Here is a 24,488-nt window from a genome sequence, read left to right as displayed (position 1 = left end):
GGCCAACCGTTAGCCACCCTCGTTCAGGTGGCAGGCGCTGAGATGGTTCACGGCGATGCCGCGCAGGCGCGGCACCTCGGTCCGGCAGCGCGCCATGGCATGCGGGCAGCGCGGATGGAAGTGGCAGCCCGGTGGCGGCGCCAGCGGGCTGGGGATCTCGCCTTTGATGGCGGTGAAGGTCTTGTGGCGCGCGTCCAGGCGCGGGATTTCCGCCAGCAGCGCCTGTGTGTACGGGTGGTTGGGCTGCCGGAAGATGTCTTGCGTCGGCGCGCTCTCCACCACGCGGCCCAGGTACATGATGACCACGCGGTCCGATACATGCTCGACCACGCCAAGGTCGTGGCTGATAAAGAGATAGGTCAGGCCAAGCTGCTCGCGCAGGTCCATGAACAGGTTGAGCACCTGCGCCTGGATCGACACGTCCAGTGCGGCCACCGCTTCGTCGCACACCAGCAGTTCTGGCTGCACGGCCAGCGCGCGTGCTATGCCGATGCGCTGGCGCTGCCCGCCGCTGAACTGATGCGGGTAGCGCTGGCGCAGGGCCGGGTCCAGCCCGGCGCGCTCCAGTTGGGCGCTCACGTAGTCGTCGAAGCCGGCAGCGTCCACCAGGCCGTGCAGGCGCGCGCCTTCTCCGACGATGCGGTCCACGCGCAGGCGCGGGTTGAGGCTGGCGTACGGATCCTGGAACACCATCTGGATTTTTAGCCGCAGTGCGCGGCGGGCGCTGGCGTCCAGGCCCTCGATGCTCTGGCCGTCCACGCGTATTTCGCCCGACGAAGGTTGCAGCAGGCCGGCCACCATGCGGCCAAGCGTGGACTTGCCGCAGCCGGATTCGCCGACCAGGCCGACCACTTCGCCACGGCGGATCTGCAGGTCCACGCCGTCCACGGCGTGCGTGACCGGCGCGGGTACCGACCAGCCCATGCGCTGCAGCGCGCGGCCAATGCGGCCGGGATGCTGCTCGCCGAAGCGCTTGGCGAGATGGCGGGCATCGATCAGGGCGGGTAATTGCGGCTGCTCGCCGGCAGCGTGTTCAGTCGGCTTCATGCGAACTCCGCGGCAATGGCCGGTTGGCCCGGATGGAAGCAGCGCACCTGGCGCAGGGCCTGCGGCGAGGTGATGGCGGGCGCCTGCGCGCACGCCTCGGAGACGCGCGGGCAGCGCGCCGCGAAGGCGCAGCCGGGCGGCATCGCCAGCAGGTTGGGCGTCATGCCGGGGATCTGGCGCAGCCGCTGGCCGCGCTGGTTCAGGCTGGGCAAGCTGCCGATCAGGCCGGCGGTGTAGGGGTGCAGCGGATGGTCCAGCACGGCATCGACCGGACCTTGCTCGACGATGCGCCCGGCGTACATCACGGCGACCTCATCGGCCAGCCCGGCCACCACGGACAGGTCGTGCGTGATCCAGATCAGCGCGGTGCCATGCTGGCGCGCCAGCTTCTGCACCTCGGACAGGATCTGCGCCTGGATGGTGACGTCCAGCGCGGTGGTGGGCTCGTCGGCAATGATCAGGTCGGGCCGGTGCAGCATGGCGATGGCAATCGCCACGCGCTGGCGCATGCCGCCGGAGAGCTGGTGCGGATAGGCGCGCAGGCGCTCCTCCGGGCTGGGGATGCCCATCATGCCTAGCGTGTCGCGCGCCAGTTCGCGCGCCTGCTTGTGGCTCGCCGGGCTGTGCGCGCGCACCGCCTCGACCATCTGGGCGTCCACCCGCATCACCGGGTTGAGCGTCATCATCGGATCCTGGAAGATCATCGCGATGCGGTTGCCCTGCAACTGGCGCAGCTGCGCAGGTCGCATGCTGGTCAGCTCGCGACCCTGGAACAGGATCTCGCCGCCGACAACGCGTCCCGGCGGATCCACCAGGCCCATGATGGAAAACCCCGTGACCGATTTGCCGGAGCCGGATTCGCCCACCAGCCCGAGAATGCGGCCGCGCGGCACGGTGAAAGAGACGTCGTCGACTGCCGGCAGCACGCCGGCGCGGGTTTCGAAGTGCGTGCGCAGGTGGCGGACCTCCAGCGTCGGCACGGCGTGATTGATGTCCGGCGCCGTCATTTCTGCAACCTCGGGTTGAGCACGTCGCGCAGGCGGTCGCCCACCAGGTTGATGGCCACCACCGTGACCAGCAGCGCGATGCCGGGGAAGAAGCTGATCCAGTATTCGTCGGACAGCATGAACTGGTAGCCGTTGGCAATCAGCAGGCCCAGCGAGGGCTCGGTCACCGGCACGCCCAGGCCAAGGAACGACAGCGTGGCTTCCAGCGTGATGGCACGCGCCACCTGCAGCGAGGCAATCACGATCAGGGGTGGCAGGCAGTTCGGCAGGATATGGCCCACCACGATGCGCCAGTTGGAAATACCCTGGCCGCGAGCGGCTTCCACGTACTCGCGCCGGCTTTCCACCAGCGCCTGGCCGCGCGCGGCGCGGGCGTAGTAGGCCCACTCCAGGATCACGAGCGTGAGCACCACATTGGTCACGCCCTTGCCGAGGAAGGCCAGGATCATCATTGCGACCAGGATCGACGGGAACGACAGCAGCAGGTCCACGGTGCGCATGATCATGCTGTCCACGCGGCCGCCGGCATAGGCGGCCAGCAGGCCGAGCAGGGTGCCGATGACGCCGGCGATCAGCGCCGAGCCCACGCCCACGCTCAGGCTGATGCGCAGGCCGTAGAGGATGCCCGAGAAGATGTCGCGCCCCTGGCCGTCGGTGCCGAGCCAGTAGCTGTAGGTGCCGGTGCCGCTCGGCGTGCCGGGCGCGAGGCGCGCGTCCATGACGTCGAGCTGGAGCAGGTCATACGGATTCTGCGGGGTGACCAGCGGGGCAAAGACCGCGGCCAGCACCAGGGTCCCCAGCAGCACCAGGCCAAACACAGCGGTACGCGAGGCGAAGAAATCCGCCGCCATGCGGCGCCACGGCGATTCGCGGCGCAGCGCCTGGGGCGCCGCCGGGGCGGCTGTGGCGGCTTTGGCGGGGTTGTCGATGGCGCTCATGTGGCGGCCTCCAGCCGCACGCGCGGGTCGAGCAGCTTGTAGAGAATGTCCACGATCAGGTTCAGCGTGACAAACAGGCACACCACCACGATCAGGTAGGAAACGATCACCGGGCGGTCGAGCGCGTTGATGCTGTCGAGGATCAGCTTGCCGGCGCCCGGCCAGGCGAAGATGCTCTCGGTCACCACCGCGAACGCGATGGTCGAGCCGAACTCCAGCCCCAGCACCGTGACCAGCGGAATCATCGTGTTGCGCAGCACATGGCCCAGCACCACGCGGATCGGCGACAAGCCCTTGGCGCGCGCGAACTTGACCCAATCCTGCGGCAGCACCTCGCGCACGCCGGCGCGGGTCAGCCGCAGCACCAGCGACACCTTGAACAGCGACAGGTTGATGGCCGGCAGGATCAGGTGGCGCAGGCCGTCGGTGGTCAGCCACGACCACGGCACGCCCAGCCACTCGGCGGTGGCGCCGCGCCCACCCGAGGGCAGCCAGCCCAGCCGCACGCTGAAGGCCATGATCAGCATCAGCCCGACCCAGAAGGTCGGCAGCGAGAAGCCGACGATGCTGCCTGTCATCAGCAAGCGCGACACCGGATGCTCGGGATACAGCCCGGCAAACAGGCCGCAGGGCACGCCCACCAGCACCGCCAGCAGCAGCGCCGCCACGGCGAGCTCCAGCGTGGCGGGCAGCCGCTGCAGGATCAGCGCGATGGCGGGCACGTTATAGACAAAGCTGTTGCCCAGGTTGCCGTGCAGGGCGCCTTGCAGGAAGGCGAGGTACTGGCGCCAGAGTGGCTGGTCCAGTCCCAGCCTGGCGATGATGCGCGCGCGCTCGACCTGGTCCACGTCCTGGCCGATCAGGATATCGACCGGGTTGCCGATCGCGTGCAGGCCGGCGAACACGATCACCGTCATTGCCAGCACTACCAGCAGCGATTGCGCCAGTCGCCTGGCCAGCCATCGGATCGGCCAGCGGCTCATGATGCGTTCGCCGCGTCGCTGGGCAGCGCCGGGGGTGGCCCGGCGGGGACCCACTCATCGCCGAACACCTCGGGCTCGTCGAAGGCTTCCATATTGGCGTAGTGCAGCGCCACGTCCTCCTGGTAGAGCAGCGCAGCGATGCCTTGGCCGAGGCGCCTGGCGCCGTCGCTGATGGCGGGGATGTCGCCCGATACGGTGCCGTGCGTCAGCGCGGCCGGATAGCAGAAGCAGTGGATGCGCGACAGGCCGGGGCATGCGTGCGTCGTCTTTTCCAGGAATTCGAAGGCCGGGCCAAGGTCCGGCGAGTCCGACAGTTCCTGGTCTTCCTGCCCCGCGGCCGGCGTGTAGCGGTCGCGCCAGTAGCGGATATGGCGGGCGAAGGCGCTGAACTCCTCGCGCGTTTCCAGCGCGATGCGAAAGCCCGTGGAAAAGATCAGGAAGTCCAGCTCGAACGCGCCCTTGGGCGTATGCACCAGCAGCGCGTCGCCGGCCTGTTCGATGCGCTCGATGGGGCAGGCCAGGTTGAAGCGCGCGTTCTCGTGCCGGGAGACGCGCAGCGTGCTGCCGCGCGGCGGTGGCACCTGTTGCGCGTTGATGTAGTGGCGGATGCGCCATTTCCAGTCGTCCGGCAGGCTCGGGTGGCCATGGGTGAGGCCGGGGTTGCCCGCGCCCTTGCCCTTGTTGACGCGCGGGATGTCGGCGCGCCGGATCAGCAGGTCCACGCTGGCCGCGCCCGCTTCCAGCGCGGTGGCGGCGCTGTCCATGGCCGACGCGCCGGCGCCGATCACGCCCACGCGCTTGCCACGCAAGGTGTTGTAGTCGAACACATCGCTCGAGTGCGCCCAGCGCGAGCGCGGCAGGTCCTGCGCGAAGGGCGGCACATGCGCGCCGCCCAGGCCGTCACGGCCGGTGGCCAGCACCACGCGGCGCGCCAGCACGCTCAGCGCGCCGGCGGGCGAGCGGATTTCCAGTGCCACCATGCCATCGGGGCGGGGCACCACACGCTCGACCACATGTTCGTTGCGCACGTCCAGGTCCAGCACCCGGCGGTACCAGCGCAGGTAATCCATCCATTGCAGGCGTGGGATCTTGTCCAGCGCTTCCCAGGCGTTGGGGCCGAACTGCGCCTCGAACCAGGCGCGAAAGGTCAGGGCGGGCAGGCCGAGCGCGGGGCCGGTGAGTTGCTTGGGCGAGCGCAGCGTTTCCATGCGCGCGGTGGTGGCCCATGGGCCTTCGAAGCCTTCCGGCGAACGATCGAAGATGCGCGCGTTGATGCCCAGGTGCTTGAGCGTAGCCGCCGCGGCCATGCCGGCCATGCCGCCGCCGATCACGGCAACGTCCAGCACCGGCTCGCCGTCGTGCGTGCGCGCCACGGTCCAGCTTTTGGCCGGGAGTTCCAGCCAGGACAGGTCCTGGCGCAGGCGCGCTTCCAGGGCGGCAAGGCCGGCGGCGTTGGCGGCGGCCGGGAAGGTGTCAGCGGGCGAGTTCATAGGTCGGTGTGTTCCGTGTCGTAGGGCGTGCCGGCGGCCGGCTCGGTGGCGGTGGCGTCGCCATACAGCGCTTGCAGCAGCGCGCCGTGCTGTTCCGGGCCGCGCTGGGCGAAATCCGGCAGCAGCGCGCGGGCCGCGTCGGCCAGCGTGTCGATCAGCGCCAGCACCGCCGCGCTGGCCGGCCTGGCCTGCGGGGTGATCACGCCAAAGTAAAAGGGAATGTCGGCATCGATCGGACGCACCACGATATCGGCCAGCGGCACGCCGCGCGCGGTCACTGGCTCCAGCACGGCGATGCCCAACCCGGCGCGCACGGCGGTGAGCGCATTGAGCGAGGAGTTGGTGTCGATCAGCGCGGCCGGCTCCACCCCGGCGCGTGCAAAGGCCTCGTCCAGGCGGCGGCGCAGCCGGTAGGGATTCTGCATGGTGACGATGCGCCGGCCGCTGCAGGCGGACAGCGGAATCGTGGCCAGCGCCGCCAGGGGATCGTCGGCACGTACCGCGGCCACGCAGGCAGCCTGTCCGATCCAGTGCACGGTGACGCCGCGATGCTCCAGCGGCAGGCTGGTCAGGCCGATCTCGGCCGCGCCGGTCAGCACCGAATGCACGACTTTCTCGGGGGAAGCGCTATTGATATGGATGTGGCTGGCGTGGGCTGCCCCGCTTGCCGAGCCGGCCGACCCGGCCCTCGCATGGTCCGGCTGGTGGCCGGCCAGGGCCAGGGGCAATAACCCGGCCGCCAGGGCTGGCGTAGCCGCGATCTGCAGCGAGCGGTTTTCCTCGCGGGCGATTTCGGCAGCGCGGGCGCGGATCTGCTGCAGGCCAACCAGCGCGTGCTCCACGTCCTCGTACAGCAGGAAGCCGCGCTCGGTCGGGCTGACGCGCGGCCCGCTGCGGGCGAACAGGGCAAAGCCGATCTCGCTTTCCAGCTCCTGGATCAGGCGCGTGATGGCCGGCTGGGAGCGCCCCAGCAGGCGCCCGGCGGCGGTCACGCTGCCGCTGGTCATGACTGCCGCGAAGGCTTCCAGTTGCCGGATTTCCATGGGGGCCCGAGTTGCTGATGCTATGTATGTGTTTTGTGGATTCTCACCCCGCTAGCATTCGGATTGCAAATACTATTTTCGTATGTGCTCATGCGGCACAAAGTGGGTGCGCGCCGGCGTCGCCGTCGCGGCCGTGCACGTATCATGTGATGAACCGGCCCAGCAGTTCGCGTGCCATGCACCATGCTCAGGAGAGCGCTTCATTTGACCTTGCAACCCGGAATCCCTCGCCGTACCGAGCCTCGGCTGGCCTTGCTCCTGTGCTGGGCATTGGCCTGTCTGTCGCTGCTGGCCATAGCTGGCACGGCCCGCGCCGATACCCTGCGGGTCGGCTCCAAGCGCTTTACCGAGTCCTACATACTCGGCGAGGTGCTCACCCAGACCGCCGCGGCCCAAGCCAGTGCGCAGCACACGCCCGGCCTTGGCAATACGGCGATCGTGTTCGAGGCGCTCAAGGCCGGCAGCATCGACCTCTATCCCGATTACACCGGCACCGTTTCCAGTGAAATCCTCAAGCTGCCCGCCGGCGCCAGCCTGGCGCAGATCAACCAGGCGCTGGCGCCGCTGGGCCTGGCGGCGGGGATTCCGCTTGGCTTCGAGAACACCTATGCGCTTGCCATGGAGGAGCAAAAGGCCCGGCAGCTCGGGCTGGCGGCGCTGGGCGACCTGGCCACGCAGCCGCAATTGCGCCTCGGGCTGTCGCATGAATTCCTGGGCCGGGCGGACGGCTGGCCCGGGCTGGCGCGGCGCTACGGCTTGCCCCAACGGCCCCTGGGGCTGGACCACGGCGTGGCCTACGAAGCCCTGGCCAACGGGCAGGTCGACGCCATCGATATCTATTCCACCGATGCGAAGATCCGCAAATACGGCCTGCGCGTGCTGACGGACGACCGCCATTACTTCCCCCGCTATGACGCCGTGGTGCTGTACCGACTGGACCTGCCGCGGCGCTTCCCGGCCGCCTGGCAGGCATTGACGGGGCTGGCCGGCAAGGTGAGCGCGGCGGACATGATCGCCATGAATGCCGCGGCGGAACTGGATGGGCAATCCTTTGCCACCGTGGCGCGGGCCTTCCTGGCGCATGGCAACGCCGGCGTGGCGGATGCAACGGCGGGCGCGCGGGCGGGCCTCGCCGGCACCTTGTTCGGGCGCGATACCTTGCGGCTGACCTGCCGTCACCTGGCCCTGGTGCTGGGCGCGGTTGGCGCGGCCACCTTGCTGGGCGTGCCGCTGGGCATCGTCGCCGCACGCCGGCAGCGGCTGGGGCAGGTGCTGATGGCCACGGTGAGCGTGCTGCAGACCGTGCCGTCGCTGGCCTTGCTGGCGATGCTGATCCCGCTGCTGGGGCGCATCGGCGTGTGGCCGGCGATGGTGGCGTTGTTCCTCTATGCGCTGCTGCCCATCGTGCGCAACACGCTGACCGGCTTGCAGCAGGTGCCAGCCGGCATGCGCGAGGCAGCGCGCGCCCTGGGCTTCACGCCCAGGCAGGCGCTGCGCTATGTGGAACTGCCACTGTCCATGCCCGTGCTGCTGGCTGGCATCAAGACCGCCGCCATCATCAGCGTGGGCACCGCCACCATTGCCGCCTTCGTCGGTGCCGGCGGCTATGGCGAGCGCATCGCCACCGGGCTGGCGCTGAACGACCACGTGCTGCTGATGGCGGGCGCCATCCCGGCCGCGGTGCTCGCGCTGCTGGTGCAGGCCGGCTTCGAGCTGGGGGAATGGTATCTGGGCAGGCATGCCCGAGGCGGGGCGGTAGCCTGACGCGCCCTATTGCAATTGCGCCTTCGCCAGTTCGCCCAGCTTGGCCACAGCGGCTTCCACGGCATCGCTCCACAGGTGGCCGTAGTTCAGCCGGATGCAGTTGCGATAGCCTTGGCGCGCTGAAAAGATCGGGCCGGGCGCAATGCCGATGCCATGTTCCAGCGCCGCGCGATGCAGCGCCAGCGCATCGAATCCGGCCGCAAACTCCACCCACAGGAAGTACCCGCCGGCGGGCTGCGAGACCCGCACGTTCTCCGGGAAGTGCCGGCCGATGGCCGCGATCAGTTGGCCCTGCTGCATCTCCAGCAGATGGCGCAGGCGCCGCAGGTGCTTGTCGTAGCCGCCGTTCTGCAGGTACTCGGCCAGCGCCACCTGCGTGGGCACGCCCGCCGACAGCGTGGTCATCAGCCGCAGCCGCTTGATCGCCTCGCCATACCGCCCGGGGGCCACCCAGCCCACCCGGAAGCCTGGCGCCAGTGTCTTGGAAAACGAGCTGCAGTGCATGACCAGCCCTTCCTGGTCGAAGGCCTTGGCAGGCAGGGGGCAGCGATTGCCGAAATACAGCTCGCCATAGACGTCATCCTCGATCAGCGGTACACGGTGGCGCGCCAGCAAGGCTACCAGCGCCTGCTTCCTGGCCTCGGACATGCTCGCGCCCAATGGATTCTGGAACTGCGTCATGAACCAGCAGGCCTTGATCGGATGGCGCTGGAGCGCGGCGTCCAGTGCGTCCAGGTCGATGCCTTCGCGCGGATCCACCGGGATCTCCACTGCCCGCAGGCGCAGCCGCTCCAGCGCCTGCAGCGCGGCATAGAAGCCGGGGGACTCGATCGCCACCACGTCGCCGGGCTGGGTCACCGCCATCAGGCACAGATTCAGCGCTTCCAGCGCACCGTTGGTGACGATGATCTCGTCGGTGGGCTGCGGCGCGCCCGCGCCGAGATAGCGCAGGCCGATCTGCTGGCGCAGGGCAAGGTGCCCGGCGGGCATGTCGTTGACGGAATACCAGGGATCGAGCTCGCGCCCGGCCCGGGCCAGCGATTTGCCCAGCCGCGCCCAGGGGTACAGCTCGGGCGAAGGGAAGGCGGAGCCAAGCTGGACGAGCTGGGGATCGCGCGCGGCATCCAGCACGGAAAAGACCAGCTTGGAAATATCAACGTCGGTCGAGACCTGGTGCGAGGGGCGCGCGGCCGGTTGCGGCAGCGGCCGGCCGACCTGGCCGGTCACGTAGTAGCCGGAGCGCTCGCGTGCCCGCACCAGGCCGCGCTCCTCCAGCCGGTAGTAAGCCTGGAACGCGGTGGCGGGGCTCACGCCGAATTGGGTCACGGTCTTGCGGATCGACGGCATCTTGGTGCCGGGCGGCAGGTTGCCGTTGCGGATGTCCTTGGCCAGCGTTTCCGCCAGTTCTTCGTAGCGCTTCATGGGGGCAGGGGGCGTTGCCGTGGCGTAGCGATGAGCGCAGTCTCAGGCGCTCAAACTGATACGCAAAATTATCGCAGATCTGATTCTGTTATTCCTTGCCAGCCGACGCCATAATCCTCGGTAACTACCAAAAGCCAAAGCGCCGCAAGGTCACGCGGCGCTTGGCAAGCATGTAAGGAAGAGCGAAATGAACCCCTTGAGATTGGTGCTGACGGTGTTGTGGGGATTCTTTGGCCTGCGCAAGGGCCAGGAACATATGCGCGACCTGCAGGCCGTGCGGCCGGTGCCGTTGATCCTGACGGGGGTGGCGCTGGCGGCGGGGCTGGTGCTGCTGCTCGTGTCGCTGGCGCACTGGGCGGTGACCCACGCCTGAGCCGCGAGCCCGCCAATTTCTACCGTGCCCAAGGGGCCATCCAGGCCCGCCACCACGAAGTACAGCCCGCCGCGTGCGGGCTGTGCACGTTCGCCGTACTGAAGCCATTGCGGCGCTTAAAACGATAAACAGCCCCATGAGCCTTGCCACAAGGCGGTTTTCCGCTACCGTTGCCTTTGCTGTCCTATTGCTGGTGCCATGCTTCGCGGCGGCGGCTGACGCCTCCGCTGCCGCGCAGATCGAGCGCGGCCGCTACCTGGCCAAGGTTGCCAATTGCGCGGCCTGCCACACCAGCGCCGGCGGCGCGCCGTTTGCCGGCGGCTTGCCGTTGAAGACCGGCGTCGGCACCGTCTACTCGACCAACATCACGCCGGACGTGGACAGCGGCATTGGCGCTTACTCGTTCGAGGAATTCGACCGCGCGCTGCGCGAGGGCGTGGCCAGGCATGGCAAGCGGCTGTATCCAGCCATGCCTTACCCGTCCTACGCCAAGCTCGCCGAGCCGGATGTGCAGGCGCTATACGCTTATCTGCGCACCGAAGTGAAAGCCGTGCGCCAACAAACCGCCGAGCCCGAGATGCGCTGGCCGTTTGGCATGCGCTGGCTGCTGCGCGTCTGGAACTGGCTGTTCCTGGAGTCCGGCCCGGTTCCTGCCAATGCGGGCGAGAGCGTCGAGTGGAATCGCGGGGCTTACCTGGTCCAGGCGGTGGCGCACTGTGGCGCATGCCATACGCCGCGCGGCATGCTGATGGCCGAAAAGGGACTGGACGAGCGCAGCCGGCACTTCCTGGCCGGCGCCAGCGTGGAAGGCTGGGCCTCCACCAACCTGCGCGGCGATCCGCGCACCGGGCTGGGCAGCTGGTCGCGCGAGGACATTGCCGAATACCTGCATACCGGGCGCAATGCGCATGCGACTTCCTTCGGGCCGATGTCCGAGGTGATTGCGTCGTCCACGCAGTTCATGACACGCCCGGACCTCGATGCCGTTGCGGTGTACCTCAAGTCCGTGCCCGGCGCGCGCAGCGACGAAACGCCGTATGCCTATGACGCCAATACCGCCGACACGCTTGCGCAGGGCCGTTTCGATGCCACCGGCGCGCGTCAGTACGCCGAGTTCTGCATGCCTTGCCATGGCGCCAACGGCAAGGGCTTTGCCCGCGTTTTCCCGCCGCTGGCGGGCAATCCCACCGTGGTGGATCCCGATCCGGCCTCGCTGGCCAACCTGCTGCTTGATGGCGCCGTGACAGCACACGTGGGCACCGCGGCCACCGATTACCACATGCCCGGCTATGGCTGGACGCTGGACAACCAGGAACTGGCGAATGTGCTGACCTTTATCCGCACCGGCTGGGGCAACCAGGCCAGCCCGGTCAAGGAAGCAACTGTCGCCGCCCGCCGTGCCGCGCTCGGGCGCCAGCGCGACGCCGCCGAATCCCGTTGAGCCCGTGCGCCACCCACATCAAGCGAATCCTATTGCCATGACCATCACGCGCAGAGATTTCCTCAACGGCGCCGCACTCACCATTGCCGCGGGGCTGGCGCCGTCCCAGCTATTGCAAGCCGCCGAACGCAGTGCCGGCTACCCGCCCGCGCTGACCGGGCTGCGCGGCAACCATGCGGGCACCTATACGCTCGCGCACAGCCTGGCGCGTGAGGGCGCCAGGTACCCCGCCGTCATGGCGCGCGAAGTCTATGACCTGGTGGTGGTGGGTGGCGGGCTCAGCGGGCTGGCGGCCGCGTGGTTCTACCAACGCCGCTTTGGCGCCGGCAAGCGCATCCTGATCCTGGACAACCACGACGATTTCGGCGGGCACGCCAAGCGCAACGAGTTCACCGTGCGCGGGCAGAAGCTGGTGACGTACGGCGGCAGCGCCGAGATGCCATCGACCGCGCTGGACAGCCGCGCGGTGGCCACGCTGCTGGCCGGCCTCGGTGTAGACGCGAAGCGCCATCAAGCCGCCGAACGCGACCCTTACCGCGAACTGGGCATGGGCCGCTCGGTGTTCTTTGACCGGGAGCATTTCGGCCGGGACCAGTTGCTTGCCGGCGATCCGTTTGCCGGGCTGATCGATGGCCGTAATGGAATAGCTGCGCAGGGAATAGCTGCGCAGACTGTGGATGCCGCCGCCTTCAACGCCTTCCTCGACAAGGCGCCGTTGCCCCAGCAAGACCGCGCCGCGCTGGCGCGGCTGGCCGACGGCAGCACGGATTACCTGGCCGGCATGAGCGAAAGCGAGCGGCTGGCCTACCTGAAGCGCACCAGCTACGCAGCGTTCCTGCGCGAGAAGGCCGGCCTGGGGCTGGATGGCCAGCGCTTTTTCCGCAGTCGCAGCAACGATGCCTATGCGCTCGACGCCGACGGCGTATCCGTGTTCGACGCGCTGGCCATCGGCCTGCCGGCGGGCAAGAACATGCCACCGCCGAGCCTGAATCCGCGCCTTGGCAAATCGCCCGCGTCAAAGCTCTGGTTTGCCGACGGCAACGCCACGCTGGCGCGGCTGCTGGTGCAGAACCTGATCCCGGGCGTGGCAAGCATCGCCAGCCCCGATGCCGTCGGCGCGGCTAGCTTCGACTACAGCCGGCTCGACGCCGAGGATGCAAAGGTGCGGGTGCGGCTGAACAGCACCGCCATCGCCATCGAGCCCGACCAGCGCATCACACGCGTGACCTACGGCTGGAACGGGAACCTGCACCGGGTCGAAGCCGCGCATGTGGTGCTGGCGGGCTACAACATGATGATTCCGTTCATCATGCCCGGCCTGCCGGACGCACAAAAGCAAGCTTTGCGCTCCGACGTGAAGGCGCCCGTGGTCTACACCAAGGTGGCACTGGACAACTGGCGTGCCTTCGAGGCGCTCAAGACCAGCCGCATCCATGCGCCGGCCATGGCCTACACCGACCTGTGGCTGGAGAAGCCAGCCGGCGCGCGTCCGGCCGATCCGGTGGTGCTGCACATGCTTTATGTGCCCACCGTGCCGGACAGCGGCATGCAGGCGCGCGAGCGCTTTCGCGCGGGGCGCGCCTTCTTGCTGGGTACGCCGTTCAGCGAGCTGGAGAAGGGCGTGCGCAGCCAGCTCGATCGCATGCTGGCGCCAGGTGGCTTTGCCGGCAAGGACGTCATCCGGGGCATCACCGTCAACCGCTGGGCGCACGGTTACAGCTATATGCCCAACAGCTTGTTCGAGGAAGAGGCGGCGGCGCAGGCCGTGCTGGATCGCTCGCGCGCCCGCGCTGGCAACGTGGTGATCGCCAATAGCGATAGCGCGGGCAGCCCGTCGTTGACGTCCGCCATTGATCAGGCGTGGAGGGCGGTGGGCGAGCTGGCTGGCTGATGCGGGAAGCGCGGCTGCGGTGGTTCAGCGCTGCCGTGGACGCGACGCGAGGTAGTCGCGCTGGAAGGCGCACATGCGCAATGCGTTGTGATACGCGCCATAGCTGAAGAATTCTTCCCGCAGCTCGCCCTCGCGCTGGAAGCCGCATTTCTCGTAGATGTGGATCGCCTTTTCGTTCTGCACGTCCACGATCAGGAACAGCTTGTGCAGGTTCAGCACCATGAAAGCGTAGTCCATGGCAAGCCGTGTGGCCGTGCTGGCATAGCCGCGGCCCTGGCTGGCGGGTGCCACGATGATCTGGAACTCGCCGCGCCGGTGGATATGGTTCAACTCCATCAGCTCGACCAGGCCGACGGCCTCACCTTCCAGGTTCTCGCAGATAAAGCGGCGCTCGCGCTGGTCGTGCACGTGGCGGTCGTATAGCTGCGACAGCTCGGTGAAGGTCTCGTACGGCTCCTCGAACCAGTAACGCATGATCTTGGCGTCGTTGTTGAGGCTGTGGACGAAATGCAGATGGCTGCGCTCCAGCGGGCGCAGGAGCAGGTTTTGGCCGGTTTCGGTCACCATCGGTGGGCCTTTCTTGATTGTTCTTCGATTGATGGGTCGGCCCAAGCCACCGTAAATCGGTTGGAGAAACAAGACTGGCCGGGCGAAGGCCTTTTGGACTCGCCCGGCTATGGGCGGGTTCCAGTGCAATGCGGGCACGTTCAGGCGCAAAGCTTGACGTGACTGGCGTGGGGCGCAGCGGATCAGGCCGGAATGCCAAACAGGCGGCGGCTGTTGCGGGTGCACTGTTCCGCCACTTCGCGCATGCTCAGTCCCTTCAACTCGGCAACCGCTTGCGCGATCCAGGGAAGATTGGCGGGCTCGTTGTATGGCCGCCGGTTCTTGTGGTTTTTCGGGCCGAGATAGGGCGCGTCCGTCTCCAGGTGCAGGTGCTCGAGCGGGATGGCTTGCACGGCCTCCCGCAGCGCCTGGCCGCGCTTGATATCAGTGACCCAGCCGGTGATGCCGATGTCCAGGCCTAGCGCGACGAAAGCGGCTGCTTCATCGGCTGCGCCGGTGAAGCAGTGCACCACGCCATGGGCGCCCGCGCGCACGGCGGGTGCGACCATGGCGTAGAAGTCGTCGAAGGCGTCCCGGCAATGGAGGAACAGTGGCTTCTTCCAGCGCACCGCCGCCTCGAGCTGTGCCTCGAAGGCCTGGCGCTGGTCGGCTGGCGTAGAGAAGTTGCGGTTGTAGTCCAGCCCGCATTCCCCGATCGCCACCACGTCAGGGCTCTCCCAAAGCGCCTGGAGGGACTGCAGGGCCGTTGGTGACCAGTCCTTGGCGCTGTGCGGGTGAATGCCGGCCGTGGCAAAGAGGAAATGGGGATGCCGGCTGGCCAGGTCGCGTGCCTTTCGGCTTGATTCCAGCGAGGTGCCGGTGGCAAGGATGCCGACCACGCCCGCTGCCGTGGCCCGCTCCAGGATCACGGCGATGTGCGGGGCAATCTGAGAGGAGTGGAAGTTCACGCCAATGTCGATCAGGTGCATGTCTCTGGCTAAGGGATGGGGTGGCTGGTGGTTCGGCAGGTATGCAGTCTAACCTCTTGGATATCGTGCCCGTGCAGGCATTCTTAATGTTCCATATATAGAACTTTATAAGGTAAATGGAAATTATTGTTCTATCTACGGCACATTATCTTGATCCATTCTTCTATTTCATATACAGTACATTAAATGCATTTCAGGCCTTAATGTTTTATAGGTGGCACATGAATCTCGCCGAACTGGGGGAGGCCTTCAAGCACGCCAGGCTTCTTGCCAACAAAACCCAGCAGGAAGTCGCGGACTCCAGCGGGGTGCCGCGTGCGCGGATCAGCCGGTTCGAGACCGGCGGCTTGCCGGAGCTGGGCGCCGTGAAAATGCTGAGCCTGTTTGAAGCCGTCGGGCTAGAGCTGCTCGCACGGCCTGCCGGCCACCGAAGGACCCTTGACGACGTGCTGGCAGAGTCCGAAGCAGGCAATGCCGCTGCGGGAGACCTCCGCCGGCGGGTCAGGCACGCGCATCACAAGCCCCAGGCAGCCACGGGGAGGGCGGATGAGCGCTAAGGTACTGGACGTCTACGTGAATGCCACGCCAGTGGGCACGCTGGTCGAAGAGGCGCGCGCGAGCGTTTTCACCTACCTGCCAGACGTGCAGGCGCACAACCTCGTCTCACTCTTGCTCCCAGCGCGGGCAGAATCATATAAATGGGCTGCCGGATTGCTGCCTTTTTTTCAGATGAACCTGCCCGAGGGGTACAAAAAAGACCTGGTGCGCCGAAAACTTGGCGCCCATGCCGATGTGAGCGACCAGGGCCTGCTGGCTCTGACCGGCGCGAACGGGATCGGCAGGGTCAGGGTGGTGCCCCGTGGCGTATCGGTGGACGCCCCCGCCTCCAACCTGGACATGGTGAGCCTGCTTGCCGCAACAGGCTCACGGGACAACCTGTTGCGGCAGCTGGAAGCCGGCATTACCGAAGGTGTCTCTGGCGTCATGCCGAAGATGCTTGCCAGGCCAGAGGACAAAGCCACGGTCTGGACCGACGAGTTCATCCTGAAAACCGGCCCGGCCGACTTGCCCGGCCTGTCTGTCAATGAATTCCTGTGCCTGGAGGTCGCGCGGCATGCCGGGCTGGAGGTCCCCGAGACACAGCTCTCGGAGGATGGGCAGGTGCTGGCCATCCGGCGTTTCGATCGGCTGGCCAACGGGGGCCGCCTGGCGGTCGAAGATTTCTGCGCACTCAAGGGGCTGGATCCCGTCAATAAGTACAAGGGCAGCCTCGAGGACCTGGCCAAACTGTCGTCGATTTACGTCAGTGCCCCGCATCGCAAGGACAGCGCAAGGCGGCTGTTTGCGCTGTTGCTCGTGAACTATGCGCTGCGCAATGCAGACGCGCACTTGAAAAACTTCGCGGTGGTCTATACCTCCGTAGAGGACGTGCGGCTGGCGCCGGTTTACGACATTGTCACGGTGACGGCCTACCCCGAGTACCAGGCAGATATTCCGGGGCTGCCATTGGCCGGCAAGCGGACCTGGGCATCCGGGCAGTGGTTGACGCAATACGGTGGTGCCCGCTTGTCGCTGTCCCGGACCGACATGGCGGCGTGCGTGGCGCAGGTGACCGAGGCGGTTCGAAAAGTGCTGCCGATGGTGGCCGACTGCGCTGGCCGCTACCCGGAATTCCGGGAAATCGCCAAGCGGATGCTGGCGGCATGGGCGCAAGGGCTGGAGGACATCAAGCCGGATGCACGGCCGGGGAAGTCGGCGCCCGCCCCATTAAGAGAGGAAGCCGGCCTTTCCGGGCCCGGTAGCCTGGCTGGCAAGAAAAAAACAAATCTGTATGTAAATCCTGACGGTGCTTTCGGTCACAAGGCCCGATGAGCTCATATGAAATCTTTGCGTCACATATTGTGGGCAATTCGCCCGTTTTGTGCGTGAAAAGGGGGCTATTGCCTAGCATGGAGTGACACGGCAATGCAAATTTAAGAGGGGTCGAAGGGCCTCGGCGAGGCGGTAAAAAATTTTTAGCACGTGCTGCGTCGCACCAACGAATGTAGAATATCGCCCTTTGGCCTAAACGAGCGCGGACCACCATACTGGAAGAACCCGGTAGTGGTGGCGTCAGCCATGCATCGCTCGACAGGTATCCATCCTGTGACGGCTTTGACAGCCAAAGGTGCGTTGGGTGTACCCTCGTATGGGGCAACAGCAACAGTTAAGCAGTAATTCAGCAAGGGAGCAGCAGTTAATGGCGAGTGGCGCACAACGGACGGTGGCAGAAACGAAGACAGCATTGACCGGCAAGAAGCCTGTCGGCAGGGGTGCGGCGTCCACGACTCAAGCTGATCCCGCAACCGAAGCAACGGAACGCAGCCAGCAACTGCGCGCGCTGATCCAGCTGGGCAGGGAGCGAGGCTACCTGACGCACGCGGACATCAGCGACCATTTGCAGGGCAATTTCACGGACACCGCGGCGATGGAAAGCATCGTCAGCACGTTCGCCGAAATGGGCGTGACGATCTATGAGCAGACGCCGGATGCCGAAGCGCTGCTGCTGCGCGACAGCGCGGTCGCCGCATCTGACGACCAGGCCGATGAAGAGGCGGAAGTCGCGCTCTCGACGGTCGACTCGGAATTCGGCCGCACCACCGATCCGGTGCGGATGTACATGCGGGAAATGAGCTCGGCAACGCTGCTGACCCGCAAGCAGGAAGTCGAGATCGCCAAGCGCATCGAGGACGGCCTGAACCGCATGGTGCACGCCATCGCTGCCTGCCCGTCCACCATTGCGACGATTCTTGAACTGTCGGAGCGGGTCGCCCGCGACGAAACGCGTATCGATGAGCTCGTCGACGGCCTGATCGAAGGGGAAGGCGAAGTCGCCGAAGCCGAGGATGACACCAGCCGCGACGAAGTCGTCGCCGAGGATGAGAGTGCCTCGGACGAGCCCGTCGACGAAGGTGCGGCCGCGCAAGCCAACGAAACCGCCAGCCTGGCCAAGCTGCGTGACGATTGCCTGACCCGATTCGCTCGCGTCGCCAATCATTTCGAAGCCATGCGCAAGGCCTACACCGCGCACGGCGTGGAGTCCGAAGGCTTCCTCGTGGCACAGCTCGCGGTTCGGGAGGAACTCAAGTCGATCCGCTTTACCGCAAAGACCATCGAGCGCCTGTGCGCCGATGTGCAGACGGTGGTGGAAGAAGTGCGCGTGGTCGAGCGCCAGATCCTGCAACTGATGGTCGAGCGTTGCGGCATGCCCCGTGAGGAGTTCATCGAACGCTTCCCGGGCAACGAAACCAATCTCGCCTGGGGCCGCGCGATCGCCGGCGAGTCGCGTTCGTACAGCGACTCCGTTTCCCGCAGCTTGCCGGACCTCGAAGCGCATCAGCAAAAGCTGATCGACATCCACGCCCGCGTGGTGCTGCCGCTGTCTGAACTGAAGCTGGTGAATCGCCAGATGCTGGCAGCCGAGCGCCAGATGCGCCAGGCCAAGCACGAGATGACGCAGGCCAACCTGCGCCTGGTCATCTCGATCGCCAAGAAGTACGTGAACCGCGGTATGCAGTTCCTGGACCTGATTCAGGAAGGCAACATTGGCTTGATGAAGGCGGTCGACAAGTTCGAGTACCGTCGCGGCTGGAAATTCTCCACCTATGCAACCTGGTGGGTTCGCCAGGCCGTGACGCGCGCGATCGCCGACCAGGCCCGGACCATCCGGGTGCCGGTGCACATGATCGAGACCATCAACAAGCTCAACCGGATCTCGCGCGAAATCATGCAGCGCACTGGCAAGGCTGCGGATCCCGCCGCCCTGGCCGAGCGCATGGAGATGCCCGAAGAGAAGGTCCGCTCGATCATGAAGATCGCGAAGGAACCGGTTTCGATGGAAACGCCGGTTGGCGAAGACGGCGACACGAGCCTGGGCGACATGATTGCCGACTCCGACACCGCGTCCCCCGCCGAAGCTGCGTTGCATGCTAGCCTGCGCGCCACCGTGCGCGAAATGCTCGACGACCTGACACCGCGCGAGGCCAAGGTGCTGCGCATGCGTTTTGGCATCGACATGTCGACCGACTACACGCTGGAAGAAGTCGGCAAGCAGTTCGATGTGACCCGCGAACGGATTCGCCAGATTGAAAGCAAGGCAATGAAGAAGATGCGCCATCCCAGCCGCGCGGACCATCTGAAGGCGTTCCTGAAGGAAGGCTAAGCAGGGTTGCGGCCCTGGCGCGCAGGCGCGCCAGGCGAAGGCAAGGCGAAGGGGGTTACGGCAAAGTTAAAAGCCGTAACCCCCTTTGTAGTTTCAGCCAGGCAAATACGTCTTCCACATGATGAGGGCGCCAAGGTTCAAGGCAACGGTGCGCTGGAAAACCAGCTGGAACGCCTGCTTCCGATTCTTGTGGTGCAGCAGGTGCTGCGCGGCAAGCCGCCGCACAGTGCAAGGAAGTGCAGCCTGGTCTCTTGTCCTTGCCCTGTTCAAACGTCACGCGGTCGCCGGCCTTGGCTCTGCCCGTTACCTCCATCCATCAGTGCTCCAGCGACCATGTGCGTGCAGGGCATGCGCCCGTATCGTGCCAGCGCTAGTCTCCCCGCCAGCTTTGCCTCCCTGCGGTCAATATCAGGGTCTATCACCGCACCAGGAGCGGTGAATAATTTGCGCCTGCGGAGAAAGCAGATCATAATCTCCGCATGGAAAGCGGTGATTACACATACATCTGGCAGGCTGGTGACTGGCCAAGCTGGCACTACGATCTGGCTGCCCTGGCAGGGCAGATGGCCGAGGTTAGCCGCGCCCAAGGACTGCTGATGGGGCGCCTGGCCGATGTCGGCATGGCTCTGCGCGATCAGGCGAGTCTAGCGGCGCTCACCGAAGACGTGGTCAAGACCAGCGAGATCGAGGGCGAACAGCTCAGCGTCGCATCCGTGCGCTCGTCCATCGCCCGCCGCCTCGGCGTGGATATCGGCGCACTGGCCCCGGTCGATCGTCACGTCGAAGGCGTGGTTGAAATGGTGCTCGACGCGACCGCCAATTGTCAGGCACCGGTCACCCGCGAGCGATTGTTCGGCTGGCATGCCGCGTTGTTTCCCACCGGCTACTCCGGCCTTGCCCGGATCAAGGTCGGAGGCTGGCGTGACGACACCGGCGGGCCGATGCAGGTGGTGTCCGGCCCCATCGGCCGACAACGTGTGCATTTCGAAGCGCCGCCAGCCAATCGCCTGGAAGCCGAAACAAGCCGGTTTCTCGACTGGGCCAACGGTGCATCGAACGATCCACCTCTGCTCAAGGCAGGCCTCGGCCATTTGTGGCTCGTCACCTTGCATCCGTTTGACGACGGCAACGGCCGTATCGCCCGTGCGATCGGCGACCTGCTGCTGGCGCGCGCCGATGGCAGCCCGCAGCGTTTCTACAGCCTGTCGGCGCAGATCCAGCGGGAGCGCAAGGCCTACTACGATATCCTGGAGCGGACCCAGAAGCGGTCGATGGATGTCACCGAGTGGCTGACCTGGTTCCTTGATACGCTGCATCGCGCCCTTGAGCAGGCGCACCACACCCTTGATGCTGTGCTGATCAAGACGCGGTTCTGGCAGCGCTGGGCGCCTACGGCATTGAACGAGCGGCAGGTGAAACTGCTCAACCGACTGCTCGATGGCTTCGACGGCAAGCTCACCAGCTCGAAGTGGGCGGCGATCGCCAAATGCTCGCCAGACACCGCGCTGCGCGACATCACTGATCTGCTCGCACGTGGCGTACTGCGGAAATCGGATGCAGGCGGGCGCAGCACCAGCTATGAGTTGAACGATCTATCCGAGTAGGCCCGCGTGCGGGAAATGACATGGCTCGTGGGTGGAGCGGCACCTTCATGGACTCTTGCCAACACGATCGGGAGGAGACAAAGAGGGGCTTCGTTCACCGCAAGGGCGTGGCCAAAGAACGGGGAGGGCAAATGCCATGGTCTATATCACAGGCATGCCCCAGGCAGCTGCTACGCCGCATCCGTCTTTTGGGCAACAGGTAGGCTCCAGGAATAGCGCAGGGCAAGCAGGCGGATTGCGAAGCAGATCGACGCCGCAAACCAAGGCGTGACTGCTACCCTCCATTCCAGGAATTGTCCAAGCACTTGTATGGCTGCGCCAACCAGTGCGGCGAGCGCATAGATTTCCTTCTGCAGGATGATCGGTACGCGATTGAGCACCACATCCCTCGCCACGCCTCCGCCGACAGCAGTCACCATGCCGAGCACGATGGCAACCTCGATGTTGTGGCCAAGCAGCAGTGCCTTGTGTGCGCCAACGACCGCAAAGAAGCCCAGTCCAAGCGAGTCGAAAAAAACGACAGGATGCTTGAGGTGGTCAACGAGTGGTCGCGCCCAGAGAGCCATTGCCGAGGCAAACGCCGAGGTCGCGAGATACCGCCAATCTGAAATGCCCACCGGCGGCAGCGAGCCCAGGCAGAGATCCCGAACGATTCCTCCGCCACAGGCCGTCATATAGCTAATCGCGACGACACCGAACAGATCGAGGCGCTTCTGTTCAGCGGCAAGAGCACCGCTGACAGCAAAAGCGAAGGTACCGAACAGGTCGACCAAGACAAAGAGACTGTGCTCCATCATGCCGCTTGCTGATTGCAAAGCCAGGCAGACGCTGCCGTCAGCATTGCCTGCAGCCCCGTTTCGAGCGTCGGGTGGATGACTGGTGCGAACTTGGGCGAATGATTGCTCGGTATCTTATTGATCTGCTTTTCCCTCTTGGCCTGTGCATACACACTGGGGTCGGTACCGCCGACGAACCAGAAAACATATGGCACATTCCACGTACGCCCGAAGATGCTGAAGTCTTCGCTGGCCGACGCCGGAGCCGTCTCATAGGCCTGGTCGCCAAACTGCGCATCGAAGGCTGCCGCGATCTTCTGGGTCGAGGCATCGTCGTTTACGGTTAGCGGGTAACTGCTGAGCGTGGTGAACTCGGGCGCCCGCTCGGCATTGGAGGCATCGCACTCGGCGCAGCAAATGCGTTTGACGGACGACAGCATGTACTCGCGCACATCTTCGTCGAAGGTGCGCATATTGAGCTTGATCGTGGCGTCGTCGGGAATGATGTTTTCCTTGGTGCCGGCCTGCAGCGAGCCAATGGTCAACACTGCATTGTCCAGCGGCGAAATTTCACGCGAAACGATGGTTTGCAGGCGCAATGTGGTGGCAGCAGCCATGATCACCGGATCGATGGCGGTCTGCGGTTGTGAGCCATGTGACCCGCGACCGAATAGCTTGATCTTCAAGCTGTCACCGGCTGACAGGATGACACCTGGGCGGTAGCAGACTGTTCCACTCAGTCCTACCATCACGTGCTGCCCCAAGATAATGTCTGGCTTTGGGAAGCGCCCCTCCCCCCAATCCTGAACCATGCTCGCTGCACCCCGGCCCACTTCCTCGCCCGGCTGGAACACGAGCATGACAGTGCCTTTCCAGGCGTCGCGATGCTCTGCAAAAATGCGCGACGCCCCCATCAACCAGGTCACGTGCAGGTCGTGCCCGCAGGAGTGGGCCACGCCTACCTCCACACCCTCTTCATCTTTTGCCTTGACGGTACTGGCATAGGGCAAGCCGGTATTCTCCGCCATGGGTAGTGCATCCATGTCGGCACGCAACATCACGGTAGGGCCTTCGCCATTGCGCAACACGCCAACGACGCCTGTGACGCCCACCGCGCGCGTCACCTCGTAGCCCAACGTTTCGATGTAATCGGCCGCGAGCTTGGCGGTGCGAACCTCCTGCATCGACAGTTCTGGGTGCTGGTGGATATCCTTGTAGATCGTTTCGAGTTCCGCCAGCAGCTCTGCGCCGCAGGTAGTCAGGGCTTGGACGAGCGGATTCATGGCAACCTCCGGATTGTGAATATGTAGGATGCCTTACGCGATCGCGCAATCGTCATCCCGTTTCGCAGCTGGAGACAGATGAGGTTGCAGTATAGGACTCAATGCGCCTATCCGTGATTTGGGATGATGCGTCGTCGCTATCAGATAGGCGTGTGGCATCCGGGCTCGCACTACCTGCGCGTGTGCGCGTGTGCTATCGCCGCCCTCGCAAATGTCACTTCAGGAAGTCACGAATTGCGCAAAAAGGTTAGCCCGAACAGAAAGCGGCGACCTGGCAGCAACTTGAGGCCATGCTAGCGGTGCCTATGTACTGAGTTCGCGCCAGGCTTCCAGAAGTTGCTTTGCTTGCGCAGACTCTCCAATCACCCAGGGATCGAGAGCGCTGTGCCGGCCGTGCTAGCCCCGGCGCGATCGGCTCGCTGGCAGGGAAAGGGGTTGCTAGTCCTAACGCTTCCACCCAATACGGTGCCGATCCTGCGTGGCCGCATGCCGCGCATCGTCTTCCGTATGCAGGTATGCGCTGGTCGTGGCGATGGACGCATGTCCGAAGTTGTCCCGCACGAAGCGCAGGTCCACCTGCTGGTCCGTCATATGCGACCCTGCCGTATGCCGCAGCCAGTGTGCCGAGGCGCTGGCCAGCACCTCGGCACGGCTTGCCCATTCGGGTCCGCGCGCGCGCAACTGCTCTGCCGCCAGCGCGAAGATCTCCTTGAGCACCAGATGCAGCGCGCCACGCGACAGGGCGCGCTCGCGCCCGATCACGGGCAGCACGATGGGGCGATCCTCGCCGGGGCTTGGCGCAGGCGGCAGGCCGTTGGCGTTGCGGTAACGCGCCAGCTCCACCATCAACTCATCGGTGGCCGGCACTAGCCGCGTCTTGTTGCCCTTGCCCGTCACCTCCATCCACCACCGCTCCATGCCCTGGCTGTCGCGCCGGCAAAAAAACGCCCCCATGCGCGTGCTGGCCACTTCCGCGGCACGCAAGCCACCGAGATACAGCACGGTCAGCAGCCAACGGCAACGCGCCGCGTGCAAGCGGTCACGCTCGGTCTCGACCGGCATGGCATCGGTGGCGTCCTTGACCGCTTGCCACATGTCGTGGCTCAGGTAGCGGGTAATGCGCGGCTTGGGCAGGCTGCGCCGGCTGCGCGCCAGCGACAGTGGGTTGCCGGCCAGGTAGCCCGCGTCGACCAGCCAGGCGAACAAGCCATTGAGGATCACCATGGTGTGCCGCACGCTGACCGGGGAGAGCGGCCCGGCAAACGGCCGCCACTCGGGCGCACCACGCGCCAGCTTCTTGCGCGACGCCATCACCCAGCGCCAGGCTGGCTGCGGGTCGGCCAGGAAACGCTCGTACACCAGTAAATCCTCGTGAGTCAGCGACGACAGCGGCTTGCCATGCTGCATCACGGCCCATAGCAGTAGCCGCTCTACCTCGCGCCGATAGGTCTGCAGGGTGGTGGGCGTGTCGGCATAGCGCGCCAGCCAGGCCGTCACCGCGGCCAAATCCTCCGCGGCCGAGATCTGCGGGGTGCCGCCGCGCGCCCGGTTGGTGCCTGCGGCCCCGGATAGCTCGGCGGGCAGGCGCAAGCGCTCGATCGGGGTGGCTGGCAGGGTAGCGAGGGGCAGCTGGCAGGATTCCATGGGTGAGGCGTGAGTCGCGTTCGCAAAGTGTGCACAATTATAGACA

General features: G+C 65.7%; 20 protein-coding genes. 8 read left to right on the top strand and 12 right to left on the bottom strand.

Annotated features, from left to right (window positions below; all coding sequences use genetic code 11):
• Positions 1–9: 9 nt before the first annotated feature.
• Genes F7R26_RS09140 through F7R26_RS09115 form a run of 6 tightly spaced genes read right to left on the bottom strand, consistent with a single transcriptional unit; the run spans position 10 to position 6,508 of the window.
• Complete coding sequence (locus F7R26_RS09140) at positions 10–1,047, bottom strand: ABC transporter ATP-binding protein (RefSeq protein WP_150990228.1); 1,038 nt, start codon at positions 1,045–1,047, stop codon at positions 10–12.
• On the bottom strand, positions 1,044–2,054 hold the full coding sequence (locus F7R26_RS09135) for an ABC transporter ATP-binding protein (RefSeq protein WP_150990226.1): 1,011 nt from the start codon (positions 2,052–2,054) through the stop codon (positions 1,044–1,046). Before F7R26_RS09135 ends, F7R26_RS09140 begins: the two co-directional genes overlap by 4 nt.
• Positions 2,051–2,992: an ABC transporter permease gene (locus tag F7R26_RS09130; protein WP_150990224.1), complete on the bottom strand. Its 942-nt coding sequence runs from the start codon at positions 2,990–2,992 to the stop codon at positions 2,051–2,053. The genes F7R26_RS09135 and F7R26_RS09130 overlap by 4 nt, the downstream gene beginning before the upstream one ends.
• Entirely contained in the window at positions 2,989–3,975 is a 987-nt protein-coding gene (locus F7R26_RS09125) for an ABC transporter permease (RefSeq protein ID WP_150990222.1), read from the bottom strand. Before F7R26_RS09125 ends, F7R26_RS09130 begins: the two co-directional genes overlap by 4 nt.
• Positions 3,972–5,465 (bottom strand): NAD(P)-binding domain-containing protein, encoded by a 1,494-nt coding sequence (locus tag F7R26_RS09120; RefSeq protein ID WP_150990220.1) that lies wholly within the window; start codon positions 5,463–5,465, stop codon positions 3,972–3,974. The genes F7R26_RS09125 and F7R26_RS09120 overlap by 4 nt, the downstream gene beginning before the upstream one ends.
• On the bottom strand, positions 5,462–6,508 hold the full coding sequence (locus F7R26_RS09115) for a LysR family transcriptional regulator (protein WP_150990218.1): 1,047 nt from the start codon (positions 6,506–6,508) through the stop codon (positions 5,462–5,464). The genes F7R26_RS09120 and F7R26_RS09115 overlap by 4 nt, the downstream gene beginning before the upstream one ends.
• A 258-nt stretch (positions 6,509–6,766) precedes the next feature.
• Between F7R26_RS09115 and F7R26_RS09110 the strand changes: the two genes are divergently transcribed.
• A complete protein-coding gene (locus tag F7R26_RS09110; protein ID WP_416351329.1) occupies positions 6,767–8,272 on the top strand; it encodes a glycine betaine ABC transporter substrate-binding protein in 1,506 nt (501 codons plus the stop codon).
• A 6-nt stretch (positions 8,273–8,278) separates the two neighbouring features.
• On the opposite strand, the gene F7R26_RS09105 is transcribed toward F7R26_RS09110, so the two are convergent.
• A complete protein-coding gene (locus F7R26_RS09105) occupies positions 8,279–9,694 on the bottom strand; it encodes an aminotransferase-like domain-containing protein (protein ID WP_150990216.1) in 1,416 nt (471 codons plus the stop codon).
• Positions 9,695–9,881: 187 nt separating this feature from the next.
• Here F7R26_RS09105 and F7R26_RS09100 point away from each other — a divergent pair, with 187 nt between their 5' ends.
• The 3 genes from F7R26_RS09100 (at position 9,882) to F7R26_RS09090 (ending at position 13,399) form a co-directional block, all read left to right on the top strand.
• A complete protein-coding gene (locus F7R26_RS09100) occupies positions 9,882–10,067 on the top strand; it encodes a DUF2970 domain-containing protein (protein WP_150990214.1) in 186 nt (61 codons plus the stop codon).
• A 136-nt stretch (positions 10,068–10,203) separates the two neighbouring features.
• A complete protein-coding gene (locus F7R26_RS09095; RefSeq protein WP_150990212.1) occupies positions 10,204–11,508 on the top strand; it encodes a cytochrome c in 1,305 nt (434 codons plus the stop codon).
• A gap of 37 nt (positions 11,509–11,545) precedes the next feature.
• The gene (locus F7R26_RS09090; protein WP_150990210.1) at positions 11,546–13,399 is read left to right on the top strand and encodes a flavin monoamine oxidase family protein; all 1,854 of its coding nucleotides are present in this window, start codon (positions 11,546–11,548) and stop codon (positions 13,397–13,399) included.
• 24 nt (positions 13,400–13,423) lie between these two features.
• Here the strand turns inward: F7R26_RS09090 and speG are convergent, their stop codons facing one another.
• Together speG and F7R26_RS09080 are read right to left on the bottom strand one after the other, a co-directional pair.
• Entirely contained in the window at positions 13,424–13,966 is a 543-nt protein-coding gene (gene speG / locus F7R26_RS09085) for a spermidine N1-acetyltransferase (RefSeq protein ID WP_150990208.1), read from the bottom strand.
• Between the two features lie 182 nt (positions 13,967–14,148).
• Complete coding sequence (locus tag F7R26_RS09080; RefSeq protein ID WP_206702507.1) at positions 14,149–14,934, bottom strand: TatD family hydrolase; 786 nt, start codon at positions 14,932–14,934, stop codon at positions 14,149–14,151.
• 221 nt (positions 14,935–15,155) lie between these two features.
• Here F7R26_RS09080 and F7R26_RS09075 point away from each other — a divergent pair, with 221 nt between their 5' ends.
• The 4 genes from F7R26_RS09075 (at position 15,156) to F7R26_RS09060 (ending at position 20,739) form a co-directional block, all read left to right on the top strand.
• A complete protein-coding gene (locus tag F7R26_RS09075) occupies positions 15,156–15,491 on the top strand; it encodes a helix-turn-helix domain-containing protein (protein ID WP_150990205.1) in 336 nt (111 codons plus the stop codon).
• A 16-nt stretch (positions 15,492–15,507) separates the two neighbouring features.
• Complete coding sequence (locus tag F7R26_RS09070; protein ID WP_241754471.1) at positions 15,508–16,806, top strand: type II toxin-antitoxin system HipA family toxin; 1,299 nt, start codon at positions 15,508–15,510, stop codon at positions 16,804–16,806.
• A gap of 367 nt (positions 16,807–17,173) precedes the next feature.
• Positions 17,174–19,135 carry an RNA polymerase sigma factor RpoD gene (rpoD, locus tag F7R26_RS09065; protein ID WP_150990202.1) on the top strand — a complete coding sequence of 654 codons (1,962 nt, stop codon included), beginning with the start codon at positions 17,174–17,176 and terminating at the stop codon, positions 19,133–19,135.
• A 479-nt stretch (positions 19,136–19,614) separates the two neighbouring features.
• Positions 19,615–20,739, top strand: a complete 1,125-nt coding sequence (locus F7R26_RS09060; RefSeq protein ID WP_150990200.1) for a Fic family protein — start codon at positions 19,615–19,617, stop codon at positions 20,737–20,739.
• Positions 20,740–20,909: 170 nt separating this feature from the next.
• On the opposite strand, the gene F7R26_RS09055 is transcribed toward F7R26_RS09060, so the two are convergent.
• From F7R26_RS09055 to F7R26_RS09045, 3 genes are all read right to left on the bottom strand, one after another.
• Positions 20,910–21,536, bottom strand: a complete 627-nt coding sequence (locus F7R26_RS09055) for a trimeric intracellular cation channel family protein (protein WP_193692144.1) — start codon at positions 21,534–21,536, stop codon at positions 20,910–20,912.
• Positions 21,533–22,798 (bottom strand): M20 family metallopeptidase, encoded by a 1,266-nt coding sequence (locus F7R26_RS09050; RefSeq protein ID WP_150990193.1) that lies wholly within the window; start codon positions 22,796–22,798, stop codon positions 21,533–21,535. The genes F7R26_RS09055 and F7R26_RS09050 overlap by 4 nt, the downstream gene beginning before the upstream one ends.
• Before the next feature lie 444 nt (positions 22,799–23,242).
• A complete protein-coding gene (locus F7R26_RS09045) occupies positions 23,243–24,442 on the bottom strand; it encodes a tyrosine-type recombinase/integrase (RefSeq protein WP_150990191.1) in 1,200 nt (399 codons plus the stop codon).
• Positions 24,443–24,488: the final 46 nt, after the last annotated feature.

This window comes from Cupriavidus basilensis, assembly GCF_008801925.2.
GTDB classification, from domain to species: Bacteria; Pseudomonadota; Gammaproteobacteria; order Burkholderiales; family Burkholderiaceae; genus Cupriavidus; species Cupriavidus basilensis.
The sequence above is the reverse complement of the archived record's forward strand: the minus strand, read 5'-3'. Positions and strand labels throughout refer to the sequence as shown.

Bases quoted from the DNA above. Each gene is read 5' to 3' on its own strand.
- F7R26_RS09050 (WP_150990193.1), bottom strand. From the start codon at position 22,798: ATGAATCCGCTCGTCCAAGCCCTGACTACCTGCGGCGCAGAGCTGCTG.
- F7R26_RS09105 (WP_150990216.1), bottom strand. From the start codon at position 9,694: ATGAAGCGCTACGAAGAACTGGCGGAAACGCTGGCCAAGGACATCCGC.
- F7R26_RS09095 (WP_150990212.1), top strand. From the start codon at position 10,204: ATGAGCCTTGCCACAAGGCGGTTTTCCGCTACCGTTGCCTTTGCTGTC.
- F7R26_RS09125 (WP_150990222.1), bottom strand. From the start codon at position 3,975: ATGAGCCGCTGGCCGATCCGATGGCTGGCCAGGCGACTGGCGCAATCG.
- F7R26_RS09075 (WP_150990205.1), top strand. From the start codon at position 15,156: ATGAATCTCGCCGAACTGGGGGAGGCCTTCAAGCACGCCAGGCTTCTT.
- F7R26_RS09045 (WP_150990191.1), bottom strand. From the start codon at position 24,442: ATGGAATCCTGCCAGCTGCCCCTCGCTACCCTGCCAGCCACCCCGATC.
- F7R26_RS09100 (WP_150990214.1), top strand. From the start codon at position 9,882: ATGAACCCCTTGAGATTGGTGCTGACGGTGTTGTGGGGATTCTTTGGC.
- F7R26_RS09130 (WP_150990224.1), bottom strand. From the start codon at position 2,992: ATGAGCGCCATCGACAACCCCGCCAAAGCCGCCACAGCCGCCCCGGCG.
- F7R26_RS09090 (WP_150990210.1), top strand. From the start codon at position 11,546: ATGACCATCACGCGCAGAGATTTCCTCAACGGCGCCGCACTCACCATT.
- F7R26_RS09060 (WP_150990200.1), top strand. From the start codon at position 19,615: ATGGAAAGCGGTGATTACACATACATCTGGCAGGCTGGTGACTGGCCA.
- rpoD (WP_150990202.1), top strand. From the start codon at position 17,174: ATGGCGAGTGGCGCACAACGGACGGTGGCAGAAACGAAGACAGCATTG.
- F7R26_RS09055 (WP_193692144.1), bottom strand. From the start codon at position 21,536: ATGATGGAGCACAGTCTCTTTGTCTTGGTCGACCTGTTCGGTACCTTC.
- F7R26_RS09135 (WP_150990226.1), bottom strand. From the start codon at position 2,054: ATGACGGCGCCGGACATCAATCACGCCGTGCCGACGCTGGAGGTCCGC.
- F7R26_RS09115 (WP_150990218.1), bottom strand. From the start codon at position 6,508: ATGGAAATCCGGCAACTGGAAGCCTTCGCGGCAGTCATGACCAGCGGC.
- speG (WP_150990208.1), bottom strand. From the start codon at position 13,966: ATGGTGACCGAAACCGGCCAAAACCTGCTCCTGCGCCCGCTGGAGCGC.
- F7R26_RS09140 (WP_150990228.1), bottom strand. From the start codon at position 1,047: ATGAAGCCGACTGAACACGCTGCCGGCGAGCAGCCGCAATTACCCGCC.
- F7R26_RS09080 (WP_206702507.1), bottom strand. From the start codon at position 14,934: ATGCACCTGATCGACATTGGCGTGAACTTCCACTCCTCTCAGATTGCC.
- F7R26_RS09120 (WP_150990220.1), bottom strand. From the start codon at position 5,465: ATGAACTCGCCCGCTGACACCTTCCCGGCCGCCGCCAACGCCGCCGGC.